This is a genomic window from Pseudoalteromonas sp. MMG005, from assembly GCF_018101015.1.
Lineage (GTDB): Bacteria > Pseudomonadota > Gammaproteobacteria > Enterobacterales > Alteromonadaceae > Pseudoalteromonas > Pseudoalteromonas aurantia.
The window spans coordinates 151782-170295 of sequence record NZ_JAGJEK010000009.1; the positions used below are offsets into that span (position 1 = coordinate 151782).

Consider the following 18514-nt stretch of genomic DNA (forward strand, 5'->3'; position numbering starts at 1 on the left):
GTCATGTTATTGATGTCTGAGCGCCTAAAGTCACTGGTTTTATGCGTTCAGTCCCTACAAAGTAACGCATTCATAATTTAAGGCAATGTCCTACTCCTTGAGTCATATGGTTTGTTTGCCCGCAGACCACGCGCTAGTGCCATTGCCTTATTCAATATTAAGGTTATTACCATGAATCCTAAATATGCCGTTGTCTTGCTGGTACTTATGACATTTTTTATGGTGTCGTTTATGACCAATATTTTAGGCCCCATTTTTCCAGAGTTGATAGCTGATTTTGGTATTGGCATTGCACTAGCGGGCTTTTTTCCATTTGCTTTTTTTGCAGCCTACGGGGTGATGTCTATTCCGGCCGGTCTATTGGTGCAAACTGTAGGCGAGAAAAAAACGATGCTGATTGCTTTTGTATTGGCTGGTACTGGCTCTTTGAGTTTTGCACTTTTCCCTAGTTTTACTATTGCAATGGTGGCGCTGTTTGCGATTGGCAGTGCAATGGCCTTATTACAAGTCGCGATTAACCCGCTGTTGCGCGTTAGCGGGGGGAGTCAGTATTTTGCTATGTATTCTGTCCTTGCACAGCTTATATTTGGTGTAGCTGCCACCTTGTCTCCATTAGTTTACAGCGTTTTTGTTGAGCGTATTCAAAAGGGCTCAGGGTTAGGCTTAATATTTAAAGGATTAGTACCGAATGGAATGGAGTGGCTGAGTATGTATTGGCTATTCTCGGTACTGTGTTTTGGTATGACACTTTATGTTGCAGTTACGCCATTGGTTAAAGTAACACGATGTGAAAATGAACTACTCACAGTAAAACAGAGCCTTGCATTACTGAAAAAGCCGACAGTTTTGCGGTTTTTCTTTGCAATTGTCGCTTATGTCGCCTTAGAGCAAGGCATTGCCAATTCCATTTCGTTATTTTTGCACTCTTATCATCAGGTAGACGTTCAGACCCAAGGCGCGTTTGCGGTGAGTCAGTTTTGGATGTTACTCACCTTGGGATGTTTTATTGGATTACTGTTGTTACGGTTCATCGACGCTCAAAAACTGCTCATGGGATTTAGTGCTGGAGCCGGAATCTCTTTAGTGGCAGCTCTTTTTAGTGATCAAGTGGGTGCAATATTTGGTTTTGCTACGATGGGGTTTTTCTTGTCAATTATGTGGTCGGTACTCGTGTCGTTGGGGTTAAACTCAGTACGGGTTGGCCATGGTGCGGTTACTGGCATTTTATGTACAGGTATCGTAGGTGGAGCAATGATATCACCCATACTGGGGGTAGCGAGCGAAGTGCTTAACTCACAACGTAGTGCAATGCTGTTATTGCTGATACCGCTGGCTTATATATTTAGTGTTGGAGTATGGGCTAGACCGTTAGTTAAAAACCATACCGCCAAATTGTTTAAGAAAAAAACGCAGGGGCAGCAATTATTATGAGTCATATTATATGTATAGATTTAGGAGGCACAAAAGCCCATGTTGCTCAGGTATCAAAGTCAGGTCTTGGCCAAGTATATCGCCATGATGTGCCACGTCATGGTACTAAACAAGAAGTCAATGACTTTATCGAGTATCTCGTTGAGTCAAATATGACACGTCAGAGCACGGGAATTGCGATCGGCGTTCCCAGTGCAGTGCGCATCAGCGATGGACATATTATCGATACAGTGAATATCCCAAACTGGCATGATGTTTCGTTAAAGCACAATCTAATGCATCGCTTTTGCGTAGAAACCTATGTGCAAAATGATGCAAATTGCTTCACCTTAGGTGAATATTACTACGGCCCTCACTTACCGACTGATAACTTAGTTGGCGTGACACTCGGAACAGGATTGGGTTCTGGAATCGTACTCAATGGTGCGTTATATACGGGGAAAAATGGTTTTGCTGGTGAATTTGGTAGTTTTCCTTATTTAGATGGCATAATCGAAGATTATACCAGTGGACAGTTTTTTAAGAGGTTCGCGACTGATGGCGCAAAAGAAGCAGAGAAGGCCAATCTTGGAGATTTAAAGGCACTAAATATGTTCGTTCAATTAGGCGAACACTTGGGTAATGCATTGGCACACGTCTTATTAGCATTTGACCCAGATAAAATTGTGTTAGGTGGCTCAGTGGCAGACTCTTTTCCTTTGTTCAGCCAAAGCATGTTTAGCACATTAAAACAACATAGTCATAGCGCATTGGCTGAGCATGTGCAGGTCCAGCCGAGTCGTTTGCAGTATGCCCCGCTACTAGGTGCTTATGCAGGATTCACCAATCAGCTTATTTATAGCAAGGAGCTATCGGATGTATAAATATGTGTTAGGGTTATTGACGTGTGCTATCAGCGTGAATGTATTTGCCATGAATCAACCGCAATTAGATTCAATGGCAAAAGATTTAAAAGTCATTTACACATTACTTGATGCGAATTCTGCTTGTCCGGCGAAGGTGCAACAATGTTATTTATCGGAATTGTCATTGACATTACCCTATGACCTTAAGAGTGATAACTGGGCTATCTATTTTAGTCAATTAATGCCTATTGTTCATAGCTCTAATAGCGAGTTTGAGGTCACGCATATAAATGGGGATCTACATCGCTTATCACCGTCAAAAATGTTTAGTGGTTTTGCTGGTGGAGATGCACATCGGATCCGCTTTTATACTCAAGACTCACAAATAACGCGCTCTGAGTTTATGCCAAATTATATCCTAGCAGATAGTGAGGGGGTATTAAGTGCTAAAGTCATCGCGAGTACAATCCCTACCGTTGACCCTGAAACAGGTTTGGAGGCTCAGCCATATTTGGCGCCTTTCAATACAATGTCTCAATTACGAATTCACGAGCGTGATAAAACACCGTGGATGGGGACTAAATATCTATTTGAAAATGCGTTACGGCCTGTACTGACTGAAGCGCCAATTGACATTATTCCAAAACCAAAGACACTGATACTCAGTTCAGAGCCGGTGGTCAGCATTAAAAATGGCATTAAATTATCACTGGTTAATATTAAGCGTGAAGGAATTTCACAGGCTTTATTCAGGTTGTCAACATTGGGTATTCATGAGCAAGAGCAGGGGTTTAATGTAAACGTCAAACGCACGACCACAGCAACGTTGGCGGAGCAAGCTTATACCTTGAAGATATCAGCGCAGGCTGTAAATATAGAGGCTGCAACTGAGCAAGGGGCGTTTTATGCATTACAAAGTTTAATCGGCTTATTGAATATAGAAACGCACACACTGCCTCAGGTTGATATAACTGACGCACCGCATTATATGTTTAGAGGTTTGCACATTGACAGCGCACGAAATTTTAGGTCAAAGCAGTTTATTTTAGAGACGATAACGCATATGGCCAGCTATAAGCTTAACCGGTTACATTTACATCTAGCAGATGATGAGGGCTGGCGACTAGAAATTGCAGGGCTACCTGAGTTGACGGAGGTGGGGGCGACTCGGTGCTTTGACCTATCAGAGCAACGTTGTTTATTACCTCAACTGGGGGCTGGTAATGCACCTGATGCAAGTATTAATGGCTTTTATAGTCGTCAGGATTATATTGATATTTTACAGCATGCGAAACGACACCATGTTGAGGTGATCCCTTCGTTAGACATGCCAGGTCACTCACGAGCGGCAATCGTATCAATGGAAGCACGCTTTGAGCGTTTGATGGCACAAAATCTTGAAAGAGATGCACTCAAATACCGTTTGGTTGAACCACAAGACTTGACTCGCTATCGCTCGATTCAGCACTATAGCGACAATACTTTGAATGTATGCTTAGAGCAAACTTATCAATTTATAGATAAGGTGCTCACCGAAGTGCAAGCATTGCACGACGCCGCTGAAGTGCCTTTAAAAATCTACCATATTGGTGCAGATGAAACCGCTGGTGCATGGCTGAATTCTCCTGCGTGTAGCGTACTTAAGTATTCAGAACCATCTTTAAATGGTTACTTTATTGAGCGTATTAGTAAAATAGTGACCGATAAAGGGGTTGCAGTTGCGGGGTGGAGCGATGGTTTAGATGATGTGCGGGTAAAAAATATGCCTCATGTTGTGCAGAGTAATGTATGGGGAACATTGGCTCATGGAGGCCATCAAGTTGCACACCGCCATATAAATAGAAATTGGAATGTCATTGTGTCAAATCCTGATGTGACATATTTCGATTTTCCTTATGAGTCACATCCAATGGAGCGAGGTAACCACTGGGCTACGCGGGCGGTGAATACACGTAAAGTTTTTGAGTTTATGCCTGATAACTTACCGGCACATGCAGAGCTTTGGCATAATAATTATGCACGTTCATATATCGCAGATGATACTTCGAGTAGATTAGAAAAAGGCGTAAATGCAAAAGGAATACAAGGACACCTCTGGTCTGAAATGATCCGTACAGATGAACAAGCAGAATATATGCTGTATCCACGCTTATTGGCGTTAGCAGAACGAGCTTGGCACAAACCAGACTGGGCGTTACGATACAAAGAAAGTCGCTCTTTCGATAAAAATACGACTTTTATGACGAAAGGTGCTCTGCAAGCAAGAGAAAAAGATTGGCAAAGATTTATTGCTTTAGTGGGTTTTAAAGAAATTCCTAAACTGGCTTCCCAAGGGGTGTTTTACCGCCTGCCAAGTGTTGCAGCTGGCAAAAGTGAGTCAGGTCAGTTAATGGTTTTTACTGAGATCCCAGGGTTTGATATTGAAGTAAAAACATTGAATGGCTGGCAAGCTGTCAGTCCAAAGATGTTGCACTCTACCGCGTTGGCTGTACGTGCTAAATTAGGAAGAAGAGTCGGTAGAGCCTTGCCTGTATCGGACCACGTTCTTGAATGAGTATGGTGTTATGAGAGCGTAAAGAGGCTTTTAGTGGGAGCCTCTTTTTTATGTGCTATATGACTTGATTCGTTAACGGTAGATCTGACGTGCACTCAGAGAGATTTTCAATGGTAACGTTGGCTATTTGTGTCAACGCTTCTTGGGTGAAGAAACCTTGATGACCTGTAACGAGTACATTTGGAAAGCTGATAAGTCTACTAAATATATCGTCTTGAATGATTTCTTGGCTACGATCTTTAAAAAACAACTCAGATTCTTGCTCGTACACATCAAGGCCTAAATATCCAACAGTTTGGTTTTTTAACGCGTAAATGCATGCTTTGCTGTCAATGAGTGCACCGCGACTGGTATTGATTAACATCACGCCGGGTTTCATTTTTCCAAACGCTTGCTCATCAAGCAAATGATAGGTCGCATCATTTAACGGGCAGTGCAAACTAATAATATCACTTTGTGTCAATAGCATGTCGAATGTTACTTTTGTATAACTGCCTTCCCCTATATTCGGATCATACACTAAAACATTTGCACCAAAGCCATTTAATATAGCAATCAACGCTTGGCCAATTTTCCCTGCTCCGACAATACCTACCGTTTTATTGTGCAAATTGAAACCAAGCAACCCATTGAGGTCGAAATTATCCTCTCTTACCCTGTTGTAAGCTTTATGTGTTTTTCTACTTAATGTTAGCATCAGGGCAATACAATGCTCAGCAACGGCTTCTGGGCTGTATGCAGGCACGCGAACAACTTTGATGTTTAATTTATTAGCAGTGGTCATATCAACATTGTTAAAGCCAGCACATCTTAGAGCAATAAAGCGAATACCCAGTGAGGCTAATATATTGAGTACCTGCTGATCAGCGGTATCATTGACAAATATGCACACGGCGTCAAACCCTTTACACAATGATGCTGTGTGTTCGGATAATGACTCATTAAAACACTTAATATTTAATTCTGGATGAGTACTAAGTGCTTTATCAAAAAATGGTTGTTCATAACTTTGCGAACTGAATAGGGCTATCTTCATTGTATAAATGGCTCTCTATAACCGGTCTTAGTGTATCTGGTTTGGTGCGAGGTGCGTATCTTGATACTAGCTCACCTTCTGAGTTTACTAAAAACTTAGTAAAGTTCCACTTAATTGCTCGGTTTTGTGAGATTCCACGAGTGTGTGATTTTAAGTAGTTAAACAATGGGTGTGCATCAGGGCCATTGACTTGTACTTTGTTACAAATCATAAAGCTAAGATCAAAATGACTGTTATAAAACTCTTTTAACATTGCATCTTCAAGTGGCTCATTACGGCCAAATTGATTACAGGGAAACGCTAGAATTTCAAGCCCAAACGAATGATATTTTTTATACATTTTTTCGAGCGCACTAAGCTGTGCTGCGAAGCTACATTTACTGGCAATATTGATAATGAGTACAGGTTTACCCTGCAATTGCTTCAATGCGATTGTTTCACCGTTGAGTAGCTGTACACTATAACGATAAATTGTTTCCATTTGACTCATACTCCTTCACGGGCATGTTGTAAGTAGTGTTTTAACTACCTTATTAGTGATTTAAATTTGCTATACGCCAATTACTTGGGGTATAAAAACTCCATTGTTAATACCATAGCAGCGAAATAGGACAGAATTATGTCAATGAAAGTGGCGTTTATCGGATTGGGGGTAATGGGATATCCAATGGCTGGACATTTGGTCAGCGCAGGATACGAAGTCACGGTGTATAACAGAACAACAGCAAAAGCACAGCAATGGACGGAGCAACATGCAGGTAACTATGCTCAAACACCGAAACTAGCGGCTAGCGGTGCAGACATCGTGTTTATGTGTGTCGGTAATGATGATGATTTACGGTCTGTCGTTTATGGCGCAGATGGGGTACTCGCCGGTATGCACCCTGGGGCTATTTTAGTCGACCATACGACGACCTCGGCAACGGTTGCATGTGAGGTTGCAGCGGTGGCAGCAAAACAAAATATCTCATTCATTGATGCGCCAGTATCTGGTGGGCAAGCTGGTGCGGAAAATGGGGTGCTTACGGTGATGGCTGGTGGCGACCAAATAAGTTTCGAGTTAGTTCAACCAGTGATGGCTGCATTTAGTCGTTTTAGTCAGTTATTGGGTGATGTCGGCAGTGGGCAAACTTGCAAAATGGTTAATCAAATATGTATTGCTGGTGTGGTACAGGGATTGGCTGAAGGCTTGCACTTTGCTAAACAATCAGGGCTTGATGCTGAAAAGGTTATTGAAACGATTTCTAAAGGAGCTGCGGGCTCTTGGCAAATGGAAAATCGTTATAAAACAATGATTGCAGGAGAGTATGACTTTGGTTTTGCAGTAGATTGGATGCGTAAAGATTTAGGGATTGCACTAGATGAGGCACGTAATAATGGCGCTTCTTTACCATTGACGGCGACGGTTGATCAATATTATGCCGATGTACAAGCATTAGGTGGCGGTCGTTTTGATACATCGAGCCTACTGGCGCGATTAGATGCATTGCATCAGGTCAAGAAAAAGCAATAGGTGTGCTCTAAATTGGAAGGAATGACGGGTTAACCGCCATTCCTGATTGAACTACTGAGCGTTATAGCGTTCTAGCATAACCGCAATGGCTTGCTCTACAGCTTCTCTTGCTTGTGTTGTACTTCCGTTTGTAACCGCCAGTAATGCAATATTCTCTTCTGGAATGATGAGGTTATCAAGGTAAAATGATCCAGTAAATCCGTTATGGTGAAACTGATTGTTTTCTTTTAATATCCACCCTAATCCATAGCTTTCACTGACAGGTGAATGCATGTGAGCGTAACTGTCAGTACTTACAATATTACCTTTGCCCATTGCACCAGATAAGTGGGCTTGTAAGTACAGTGATAAATCGTGAAGGTTGGTATTTATTGTGCCAGCAGGACCGATGACTTTTGGAAGGCTAACCCTATCAGCTGCGGTGATTGCATGCCACTGTCCGTCACGTATCTGATGACCACTTGGTTGATTGTCAGGATCCATAAAGCTAGCAGTACCAAAATCAATAAGGTTCATCTCTAAAGGAACGGCAATTTCCTGAGCAACAAGCGCTTCCCAAGATTGACCCGTAACACGTTCTAACATGTGACCTGCGAGTACATATCCGGCATTACTATATAAGAATGTACCTTTCGTGGTTTCAGGTTCTGTATTAAGTAGCTCAATGGTCCATGAATACCTTTGTTCTGTCATTGATCTTTGATCCATATGCCATTGACCAGTAAACATACTGTCTAAATCTCGCTTTAACCCAGACGTCATTGATAATAAATCTCGAAGTGTAAGGTGTTCATATTCGGGTTTAATTTTTCCAGATAATTCAGGGAAGATTTCTAATACATCACTTTCTAGTGAGATCAACCCTTGTTCAACAAGCCGGGATGCAACTGTTGCCGTGATTGATTTAGTGAATGACCCAATTGACCAACGATCTTCAGTCGTGACGAGTGTTGGTTGACCACTGATACGATACCCACTCACATCCATTTCTAAAAGTGCATCACTACTGACGATAAAAGCAGCCAAAGCCGGCATGTTGTATTGCGTACGTATTGCTTCGAGTTCTTCATGGAGTTTTTCGTCTCCAGTTTTACCATAAAGCAGTTCAGGCTCAGTTGCTTTTAATTTTGGTTGCTCAGTATAGCTGGAAGAATCGCTGCCACATGCAATTAATAGGGTTAGGGTAATGAACACAATGATAGAGTGCACAAGACCGTTTTTAATATTTAAATACACAAAAATTCCTTGTTGATTTTAAAACCAACAATTGTAAACTATTTATATTTCTTTGTGGTTAAAATGAATACAAAAAGTTTTTTGTATTCAAAGGTTAGATTCTTGGTGGTTGAAGAAAGGGGAGCGCCTTCATCTTTATCTCCCCCAGTATTAAAGCCCGTTAACTTATATTGCCAATCAATAAGTCAAGGAGCAGAGGGGTCCGTTAGGTGACTTTAGCCTCCATTTTAGTTTATCAGCATGATGATGTAATAGACTCAGCAAGCTCATACTTCAAACCCAGACATAAAACGATTAAGCTCGTTGGCTTGGTGCGATAAACTATTGCTTGATGAATTGGCCGTTTCAACGAGCATTGTGTTCTTCTGTATAATGCCATCCATCTGTTTTATAGCAACATTGACTTGTCCAACACCATTAGATTGTTCAGTGCTGGCAAGTGCTATATTTTCCATTAGTTGGGATAGTTGTTTAATACTACTCACAATGTGGCCGAGCGTTTGACCTGACTCAGTGACTAGCTGCACTCCATGGTCAACCTTCATCGCGCTGTCATTGAGTAAAGTTGATATTTCTTTAGACGCATTTGCACTGCGCTGGGCAAGTTCACGTACTTCAGCAGCAACAACAGCAAATCCTCTTCCAGATTCGCCTGCTCGAGCAGCTTCTACCGCCGCGTTGAGTGCAAGTAAGTTGGTTTGAAAAGCAATCTCGTTAATGACCTCTATAATACTCGATATTTCATTGGAGCTATTACTAATTTCTTTCATTGCGTTGACGGTTGAATGAACGAGTTCACCACCTTGTTGGGCTTGTTTATCAGCTTCAGTCGCCAAAGATGCTGCTGAGTGCGCATCTTTGGAGTTGATGGAAACCGTGTGGGTGATATCACTCATCGACGCGGTGGTTTGTTCAATGGATGCCGCTTGTGATTCTGTGCGTGCACTTAAATCATTCATACCCAGCTTTATTCCATTTGCCGAGCCATTAATTGTATTGGCTGTGGTGCGTATTTGACTGACCATCTTTGCAAGGTTTGATACAGATGTATTAACAGAGTGCTTTAAAGTATTAAAATCACCTTGATATTCACCTTCCACAAGTTGCGTTAAGTTACCTTCAGATAGTGCATGCATGACCGATTTGCATTCATGCAAAGGCTTAGAGATCGCATCAATTGTTGAATTTATCCCACCAACGATAACGGAAAATTCCCCTTGATGTTTAGAAGCATCGACTCGCTGTTCAAGTTGCCCTTTGCTGGCAGCTTGCGCCAGCTCAGTGGTGTCTTTTACCATACTTTTAATCGCATCAATTGATGTTGTTAAGCTATTCTTAATTTGTAGAAAGTCGCCTTGGTAGCTATTACTAATATCTGTAGGTAATTGTCCTTTGGCTATGAGATCTAAATAATCAGCGGTCAAGCGTACAGGCTCTACAATCACATCTAATGTGGTGTTAAACCCTTTTACGATGCTCTGGAAATCACCTTGATGCAGGTCAATATCAGCACGTTTTGAGAGTTCACCTTGACTGGCCGCTTCCATTAACATATTGGTATCCGCGATGAGCGCGTTGATTGCACCAGTTGCTGTTTTGAGGCTATGATTTATTTCTAGAAACTCACCGCTGTAATCTCCGTGAATAGCATCAGGCACTTGGCCAATTGCAATTAAGTTAAGGGTATCTTTGGTTTGTTTGATAGGAAGGGCAATGGCATCAAGTAGTGAGTTTATGCTTTTTGCGAGTGTATGCATAAAGCCGGTAAATTCTGTGCTATCCAAGCGTGTGGCAAGCTGTCCTTGAGATGCTGATTGAATGATTTTTCCTACTTGTTCTTCTGCGTAGCGCTGCTCAGTCAGATCGGAGAGTTCATAAACAATGCCCAATAGGTGTTTTTCTTCATCGAAAACTGGGCCCGCGACAACATTAAATATCACAGATTGGTAATTTACTTCGCATTCAACTTGGTGCGTGTGAGCATCACGGAGTGTGCCATAGCAGCTTTGTTGATCAAAAAAGTGTTCTACATTGGCTTCATTTAATGATGTGACATTGGGTTGAGTGGTTTTTATTTGATCTTTATAGCGAAGAAATAGACGCTCACACTGGTGATTGGAATAAATGATTTTACCGTTGCCATCACTTAACATCACAGGCGCTGCGGCATTATCAAGTGCTTGTTTAATTCTTCCATTTTCTTGAGCTTGGGTTTGTTGTTGCACCATTTGCAGTTTGAGGTCATCGGTCATAGCCAGTAAATTTTGCTGCATAGTATTGAGGTTATTTAACAGTAAACCAATTTCATCATTGTCGTGTCCATGAATATCGTTTGCCAAATTCCCGCTAGCAATTTGTTCAGCTATGCTGGAAGCTTGGCGAATAGGATGCGTGATCAACCTTTGAATGAATAACGTCATAAGTAGGAGTATTACTGAAGACAAAATAAACATCATGACCATACTTTGAAATAGCACTTGCTCTTTTTTTGCAGTGAGGGCAACAGAACGATCAGAAACTAAATGGGTGATCGCAACGTTGATATCACCAAGGAGCTTAGCCGACAAGCGGTCTATACCTTTTACTGCTTTATCGCCTATTTGGGTGTTAAATAAGGATGCACTATATTCATTTAATCCTACTCGATATAATACCCCTAGCTTTTGGTGTTCTTTTTGGAAACTAGCTAATTGGTGAATAATAGAATCAGGGAGTGTATGGGTATCTAGCAGCACTTTAATATTATCTTGTATCAGTTGTTCATTTTTTTCGAACCGTAGCCAATATTTTTCGTATTGCTCTGGTTCACTGCCTCTGATCAAGACATTTTTCCATTCTTGAACTTGTGTTTTAAACTGGCTAGATATCAGACCGACTTGCTGGCGGGTAGATAATTCATTGTTTATTAATGAATCTAATTCTGCTGCGACATTTTTTACTAAAAATAAAGTCACTAACGCGCCAATGAGTATTATTGACATACCACTGATGACACACAGCATTAATTTGGCTTTTACACTATTCATACGTATCTTCCTTGCAAGGTTTTATTTTGCATCATTACCAAAATATAGTAAAAATTCTCATAAACTCAAATACTTGTTGTAAATAAATGACATATATATGACAGGCATGCGTAGGTATTTAGTGAAGGTAAAAAGGCGAAGTAGGGCATAAGCTGATGGCCTATGCCCCGTTGATATTAAAGTGTTTTCATGAATTCAACGAGTTGCCATTTTTGCGTATCGTTTAGGTGGGTGCCATAGCTATGGCCTAAGTTAGAGTTACCAGCTCTAATTTTGCCATTGCTATCAGTGACTTTAAACAAATTCAACCCTTGATGCGTTTCATAACCTACGTTGACAGGATCAAACTCTCTACTACCGACCCAAAAAGTGTTAGAGCGAGCTTTGGGAGTTTGTAAAAGCTCCCATAAATTTGCGACAGAACCGTTGTGTAAGTATGGCGCGGTTGCCCAAATACCATTTAAAGGTCGTCCTTTATATACACCATTGTCCAAGGTGCCATCTATACAGTCAGTAGCGGCAGATTTTGCTTTGCTATTACGGGCTTTTAGATGCTCAGATACCAGTGCCTCAAATTCAGCAAGCCCACTGAGCTTTTTGCCATTGGCTTGTCTACGTTCAGCAATATTACCTGCTTTTAATGCAAGTGGAATATCTTTAAGCACCAGACCTACAACACCATTTACAGGAATATCAATCGCATTACCTGTTGGCCCGAACTTATCACCAATTAAAATACGCTCTTTAGTTCCTTCTAGAATAAGCGTGTTCGCCATATGGCATGATGCGTTGTAAGCCGTTACAGGATCAGTGCCTAATTCACTTATCAGGGTTTGGTTTGCAATGTAGCGTTTCAACTCATCTTCACGCGGAACAATTTGATGACAGCTCGCACATTCCGCTTTATATAACAGTGCGCCAGCGGCGGCTTTATTGTTGTCTATCGCAGGGAAGTACTGGACAGGCCATTGTGGTGACTTGAGTGTTTTAACCCATGACTCAAGGTAGCCTAGACCCATAATATCAACGGTTGAAGAATAGCGAACCTTTTTACCCCATAAACGTTGCCATATGGGCGCCTCCTTAATATCTAGGCTACCAAATACACCGACGACCTCGCCAATATTTCTCACCAGAGGTCCTACAATAGGGGTGTTAGGTGCAGAAGCATTCCATTGTACAACATCGGATTGATGGGTTCCCCATAAGAATGGATATGATACAGGGCCTGTCGGCGTGTTTTTATTTGTAAGGTCATGTAGAGCAAAGGCCGTTCCGGCGTTTTGTATATTGCCAAAAGCATCAAGCCGTGCATAACTTGTGAAATCTTCAGGGTAGTCTGTTGGTAGTGCATTAACAGTTTGGCGTTTTGCAGAAGCCAATGCAATGTCTTGGAGGCGAGTTTTTAATTGTGCTACATCATTGTCCGTTCTATTTGGGCCGAGTACATTTGCTGCAAAACGCTCAAATTTGGCTGTGTCAGCTAGGGTTTTATCCATAGCTTCAATCAGTTTTTTGAAAAAAAGTACAAAATTACCGAGTGTCGGCGCACCTTCGATGAGTATTTTTGTCCCTTTATAATCTAATTGGTTGGTATGACAAGCTGCGCACGTCATACCAACCCAGCTTTCACCTGTTGTTTGATTATTATGCAATGCAAAGCCTATGGGAAGACCACCAGGATTTGACTGTGATGCTTGCATCGGCAAGTAACGTAACATCTCCATATGATCCGTGTGGCGAAATAGTTGCTCACTTTCTGCTTGTTCAAGCCATACAAACCATGTGTAGGGAATGATTTGTGCGCCTTGATTAGTAAACCAAAAATCGTTTCTTATTTGCTCGCTCCAGCCTTGATCTAACCACACCCGTTTAATTTCACCACCTTCTGCTGGTGTTATTTTTGGTGGGTTAACGGGTGGTGCGGATTGTTGTGTACTGCAGCCAACGACCGTGACGAGGCCTATTATGCTAGAGAGTGTAGCAATACGTAACTTGCTCATTGCATCTGTCCTTACTAATTGAAGTGGGCAGAGCATAGGTCTAAATGTTAATTTTATCCATTACAGAGCATTACATTAATTTAACGTTGAAAGTGTAAGAAGGGGGAAGGGAAAATATAGAAGAAAAAATGGAACCAAAACTATGTTTGGTTCCATTTTCCGAAGCGCGAATTAAAAGTAGGCGCGTAAGCCTAATTTTAAGTTTCTACCCGGTAAAGGGGCTTGCTCTTTTATGAAGGAGCTATGTACAAAGCCAAGTTCATTGGTCAAGTTGTCAATATTAGCGTAGCCAACAAAGTCGATACCCTGTGCCGAGAAATCATACTGAAAGCTTGTATCTACCAATGTATAACCATTAGTTTTACTCTCATAAGCAGCAATATCTGATTGGCTATTATAACGTGTTATTGTCATATTCGCTTTCCAACCTGCATGCTCATATTCATATTTCACGCCAAGCTTATTACTTGGGATCCGAGGTAGATATTGGTCATTGTCTAATTTAGCTGTTAGCGTGTCAGCGAATACTTTCACACGGTTTTTATCATTGATCCGATAATGTGCATCTAGCTCAACACCATAAAGTTCAGCATCATCACTGGCAAACTTAAATACTGGTAATGCGCCTTCATGGAAATGATCTGCGTTTTCAATACCATGTTCAGAGGTAAACATTAACCCTGTATTTTGTTGATAGTAATAATTAGCAACATCATTATAGAAAACATTAATGGTATAGCCAAAATCACCAATAAAACGACGTACGCTGAAATCAATATTAGTGGCCGTTTCTTGCGCAATTTCTTGCGGTTCGAAGTGCACTTCACCATCTTCAATTACATAGCCAAGGCCTAGCTCGTAAGTACGAGTAGCAATATGGGTACCATTTGACAATAGTTCGGCCGTTAGGGGAGCTCGCTCAGAACGAGAAACATTAAATGCGACGTTATGCCCTTCTGTAAAATTGTAAACACCACCAATTGAAGCACTGATATTTGTCATGTCTAATTGATAAGCCACTGATTCATATTCTTTGTGGTCGTCATGTCCGTGGTCGTCGTGATCATCATGGCCGTGGTCGTCGTGATCATCATGGCCGTGGTCGTCGTGATCATCATGGCCGTGGTCGTCATGATCATCATCACCGTGGTCGTCATGATCATCGTGATGCGCTTCAGTTGTTACTAAGCTAGATAGCTGAAAATCTTCAATACGCGCACCAAGCTCTAGCGTAAAATCACCAAACGTGCGTTCTTCAAGTAAAAACAGCGCATGAGATTTTGTTTCTGTTGCTGGAGTAAATGCTTCGGCACCATCAGCTTTATAGTCGCTATCTGCGTAATGGTATCCTACAATACCGTGCCATTCACCGATACGATGTTCTATGCCGGTGCGTAACTCTGTGGTTTTGTTTTTGAATGTTGTGCCAATACTGCCATGCTCAATCTCGCTATGCTCATAGTCCGTATAACCCGCTCTTACATTAATTGATTCAATCCATTCGTTATGAAGAGAGTAGTTAAAGAGAGCTTGCCAACGGTCTTGTTTTACACGAGCAAATACACCTTGTTCAGCGCTTTCATCTGCATGATCATCTTCACCTTCATGCTCGTCATGTTCATGGCCTTCATGGTCATGACCTTCATGACTATGGGCAGGAATACCGTAATCTGTATCAATTCGACCGAAGCTTAAACCCAGTGTTAAATGTTCATTTACGTAACTAGTACCAAAATTAACTTGCTGAGAATCTATAAAAGTATTATCTACCTTTTTAGCCGTTTCAGGTGACTCATTGTGATCATCATGCTCACCCTCGTGCCCGTGATCATCATGTGCGTCATGATCATCTTCGCCATGCTCGTCGTGTTCTTCATGCGGTAAGTTAAACTCAGGCGTGTCATAATCACCACCTTTGCGGCTTACGCCGTCAAAATGGAAATTAAAACCGTCAGATCCAGTTTCAAGCATTGCAGCATAGGTATTGGTATTAGATACCGTATCGTGGCTATACTCAGCGGCGCCAGACAATGACTCTATAATGTCAGTAGGAATACGATTATCGACCACATTTACAACGCCACCAATCGCGCCTGAGCCATATAACAATGTCGCTGGCCCACGAAGCACTTCAATTTGTTGTGCGGATAGACTGTCGTTTGTATTTGCGTGGTCAGGGCCAACGCGAGATGCATCACTGCTGTCTAATCCGTTTTGAGTAATTTTGACACGAGGACCGTCTAAGCCTCGAATAATAGGGCTCGAAGAAACAGGACCAAAGTAGCTTGCATTGATGCCAGGTTGACCTTTCAGCGTTTCCCCAAGAGTTGGCTTGGCTGCGTTTTTCAATTCGTCACCAGCTAATACTGTCACTGGAGACGCCATTTCAACATTATTTTTGTGTAACGCAGATGCATAAACAACCATACTTTCAACAGCACTAGGCTTTAGTACGACGGTTACATAAGCGTTATCGGTTGTTACTGGTAAGCGTTCATCTAAATAATTGTTTTTGGTGATATGAAGTTGTGAGTCGGCATCGACATTAATTGTAAATTGGCCGTTTTTATCAGTAGTTACTGACTGGCTTTTACCATGTAAGTGTACTTTTGCTCCACTTACTGGCTGATTGTTATTGTCGAGTATTTTACCTTTTACATCTGCGGCAAATACGTTGCTTGAGAAAAGTGCAGTAACAATTGCACTGCTGATAAGAGACTGCTTCATCATAATTTATTAGACACTAACGTTGAGGTTGAATTAATTCGTGACAATATAACACCACATAATTGGCAGTTCAATGATGTTATACTATAACCTCAAATATTTTTGCTAAAATCGACACAAAGTCTATAGTTAGAGCGTGACAGAGTAGGGAGATTAACATGATCAAACCTTTTGTTTTTAAAGCGCGCGTTAATGTGGCTGACTTATTTCATCATGCCAATCACCAAGAAGTGTTTACGACTGCGTTACAAAAGTCTGAATCTCTTGAGCATTTTGTACTTAAAATAGTAGGATTGTGCGCGATATCTTATGATCAAAAAGCAAATTTAAACGCCAACTCAGACAAACAAAAGCCGGATGTATGGCTGGAAGATGATACTGGCTATATTACCGTGGCTTTGTATGCAAATACCCTGGAGTTCGATGAGATCATACGACTCGCTAAATTGTTTGGTAAATTGGTGATTTTAATAAAAGAAAATGATGTGTGGTTTGATGAGGTGTCGCAAAGATTACATTTGATAGATAATTTAAGTGTTTTTTCTCTTGAAGCACAGTTTGTAGATGCATTAAGTGATGCATTAAGTCGCAGCTTGCATTGGGATGTGGTGATTGAACAAAATCAACTGAGCATTAGTGATAAGCATGAATACTATGAAACCAGTGTTGCTCAACTGCTCTAAAACCCGCTAGGGGCAACTTGTTTCTATAGCAGCGTAATTTTAATGTTAGAGAGGGGGCGAGAGCAGCATAGTAATATCTCTCCTTCTCGTACAAAAGCGAGAGGCTCTTGATTATAGGTGATTTTCCCCTCATTAAGCTGTGCTCTGCACGCCCCACAAAACCCTTCACGACATTGATATGGTACATCTATATTTGCAGCTTCCAATGTATGTAATAGAGTTGGGGAATGAGCCACAAATTCAAGTGGCTCATCGTGATCTGTTATCGATATCACAGGGTAGGGTTTTTCAACCATTACAAGTCAAAATCACCGAAGTCAGAGGCATCAACCTTTGAGTCTATTTGTCCAACAAGATAGGAGCTAATTTCAGCTTCTTGTGGTGCAACTTGGACATTATCTGAAATTAACCACGCATTGATCCAAGGGATTGGGTTAGATTTTTTTTCAAATTGTGTTGGTAAGCCGACGGCAGTCATACGTGTATTAGTGATGTACTCGACATACTGGCATAAAATATCTTTATTTAGGCCAATCATTGAGCCATCTTTAAATAAGTACTCAGCCCATTCTTTTTCTTGCTCAGCAGCTTCTACAAACATCGCGATTGCTTCGTCTTTACATTGTGCAGCGACGATTGCCATTTCAGGGTCGTCCTTGCCTTCTTGCATTATGTTGAGCATATGTTGTGTACCAGATAAATGGAGTGCTTCATCACGCGCAATTAACTTAATGATTTTTGCATTGCCTTCCATTAACTCACGTTCTGCAAAAGCAAACGAACACGCAAAGCTGACGTAAAAACGAATAGCTTCTAAGATATTTACCGACATGACGCAAAGGTAAAGTAGTTTTTTCAACTCGAATAAACTAATTACAACAGTTTTGCCATTGACCTCATGTTTACCCTCACCATACAAGTTAAATAGGGAGACTTGCTCAATCAAAGCATCATAATAACGCGTGACGGCATCAGCACGCTCATTAATTTTGTCGTTGCTGACAATGTCATCAAAAATAAGTTCAGGTGACTGCGTTACATTACGAATAATGTGCGTATATGAGCGACTATGAATTGTTTCGCTGAACGCCCATGTCTCAATCCAAGTTTCTAATTCAGGGATAGATACAATCGGCAATAGTGCAACGTTAGGAGAACGACCTTGGACACTATCTAATAGTGTTTGGTATTTCAAGTTACTTAAAAATATATGTTTCTCGTGTTCAGGCAGTGCCTGAAAATCTATTTTATCTTTACTCACATCGACTTCTTCTGGTCGCCAGAAAAAGGACAGTTGTTTTTCAATCAGCTTTTCAAAAATAGGGTACTTTTGTTGGTCATAACGAGAAACGTTTACAGTTTGGCCAAAAAACATTGGCTCCTGTAGTTGATCGTTGTGTTTTCTGCTAAACGTAGAATAGGACATAGTTAATACTCGATACTAAAGAGGGCGGGCCGAA

13 protein-coding genes are annotated in these 18514 nt (G+C 41.3%); 5 read left to right on the forward strand and 8 right to left on the reverse strand.

Going from position 1 to position 18514, the window contains the following annotated elements; all coding sequences use genetic code 11:
- Nucleotides 1–171: 171 nt before the first annotated feature.
- The 3 genes from J8M01_RS08990 to J8M01_RS09000 are packed head-to-tail and all read left to right on the forward strand — an operon-like array spanning nt 172 to nt 4830.
- Complete coding sequence (locus tag J8M01_RS08990) at nt 172–1431, forward strand: MFS transporter (RefSeq protein WP_211057757.1); 1260 nt, start codon at nt 172–174, stop codon at nt 1429–1431.
- Complete coding sequence (locus J8M01_RS08995; protein WP_211057758.1) at nt 1428–2294, forward strand: ROK family protein; 867 nt, start codon at nt 1428–1430, stop codon at nt 2292–2294. Before J8M01_RS08990 ends, J8M01_RS08995 begins: the two co-directional genes overlap by 4 nt.
- Nucleotides 2287–4830, forward strand: a complete 2544-nt coding sequence (locus J8M01_RS09000) for a family 20 glycosylhydrolase (protein WP_211057759.1) — start codon at nt 2287–2289, stop codon at nt 4828–4830. The genes J8M01_RS08995 and J8M01_RS09000 overlap by 8 nt, the downstream gene beginning before the upstream one ends.
- Nucleotides 4831–4885: 55 nt before the next feature.
- Here the strand turns inward: J8M01_RS09000 and J8M01_RS09005 are convergent, their stop codons facing one another.
- Entirely contained in the window at nt 4886–5866 is a 981-nt protein-coding gene (locus J8M01_RS09005) for a 2-hydroxyacid dehydrogenase (RefSeq protein WP_211057760.1), read from the reverse strand.
- Complete coding sequence (locus J8M01_RS09010; RefSeq protein ID WP_192507297.1) at nt 5832–6347, reverse strand: glutathione peroxidase; 516 nt, start codon at nt 6345–6347, stop codon at nt 5832–5834. The genes J8M01_RS09005 and J8M01_RS09010 overlap by 35 nt, the downstream gene beginning before the upstream one ends.
- A gap of 138 nt (nt 6348–6485) precedes the next feature.
- Here J8M01_RS09010 and J8M01_RS09015 point away from each other — a divergent pair, with 138 nt between their 5' ends.
- Nucleotides 6486–7379 (forward strand): NAD(P)-dependent oxidoreductase, encoded by an 894-nt coding sequence (locus J8M01_RS09015; RefSeq protein WP_211057761.1) that lies wholly within the window; start codon nt 6486–6488, stop codon nt 7377–7379.
- A gap of 51 nt (nt 7380–7430) precedes the next feature.
- On the opposite strand, the gene J8M01_RS09020 is transcribed toward J8M01_RS09015, so the two are convergent.
- The 4 genes from J8M01_RS09020 to J8M01_RS09035 all read right to left on the reverse strand — a co-directional run bounded on the left by J8M01_RS09020 (nt 7431) and on the right by J8M01_RS09035 (nt 16374).
- Nucleotides 7431–8615, reverse strand: a complete 1185-nt coding sequence (locus tag J8M01_RS09020; protein ID WP_348772733.1) for a serine hydrolase domain-containing protein — start codon at nt 8613–8615, stop codon at nt 7431–7433.
- A gap of 266 nt (nt 8616–8881) precedes the next feature.
- A complete protein-coding gene (locus J8M01_RS09025) occupies nt 8882–11641 on the reverse strand; it encodes a methyl-accepting chemotaxis protein (protein ID WP_211057762.1) in 2760 nt (919 codons plus the stop codon).
- Between the two features lie 176 nt (nt 11642–11817).
- A complete protein-coding gene (locus tag J8M01_RS09030; RefSeq protein WP_211057763.1) occupies nt 11818–13644 on the reverse strand; it encodes a di-heme-cytochrome C peroxidase in 1827 nt (608 codons plus the stop codon).
- A 171-nt stretch (nt 13645–13815) separates the two neighbouring features.
- Nucleotides 13816–16374, reverse strand: a complete 2559-nt coding sequence (locus J8M01_RS09035) for a TonB-dependent receptor (protein ID WP_211057764.1) — start codon at nt 16372–16374, stop codon at nt 13816–13818.
- A 155-nt stretch (nt 16375–16529) separates the two neighbouring features.
- Here J8M01_RS09035 and J8M01_RS09040 point away from each other — a divergent pair, with 155 nt between their 5' ends.
- Nucleotides 16530–17054: a YaeQ family protein gene (locus J8M01_RS09040; RefSeq protein ID WP_210997939.1), complete on the forward strand. Its 525-nt coding sequence runs from the start codon at nt 16530–16532 to the stop codon at nt 17052–17054.
- A gap of 23 nt (nt 17055–17077) precedes the next feature.
- Here J8M01_RS09040 and yfaE read toward each other — a convergent pair whose 3' ends face one another.
- Nucleotides 17078–17350 carry a class I ribonucleotide reductase maintenance protein YfaE gene (gene yfaE / locus J8M01_RS09045; protein ID WP_210997940.1) on the reverse strand — a complete coding sequence of 91 codons (273 nt, stop codon included), beginning with the start codon at nt 17348–17350 and terminating at the stop codon, nt 17078–17080.
- On the reverse strand, nt 17350–18480 hold the full coding sequence (nrdB, locus tag J8M01_RS09050; protein WP_210997941.1) for a class Ia ribonucleoside-diphosphate reductase subunit beta: 1131 nt from the start codon (nt 18478–18480) through the stop codon (nt 17350–17352). The genes yfaE and nrdB overlap by 1 nt, the downstream gene beginning before the upstream one ends.
- Between the last annotated feature and the right edge of the window lie 34 nt (nt 18481–18514).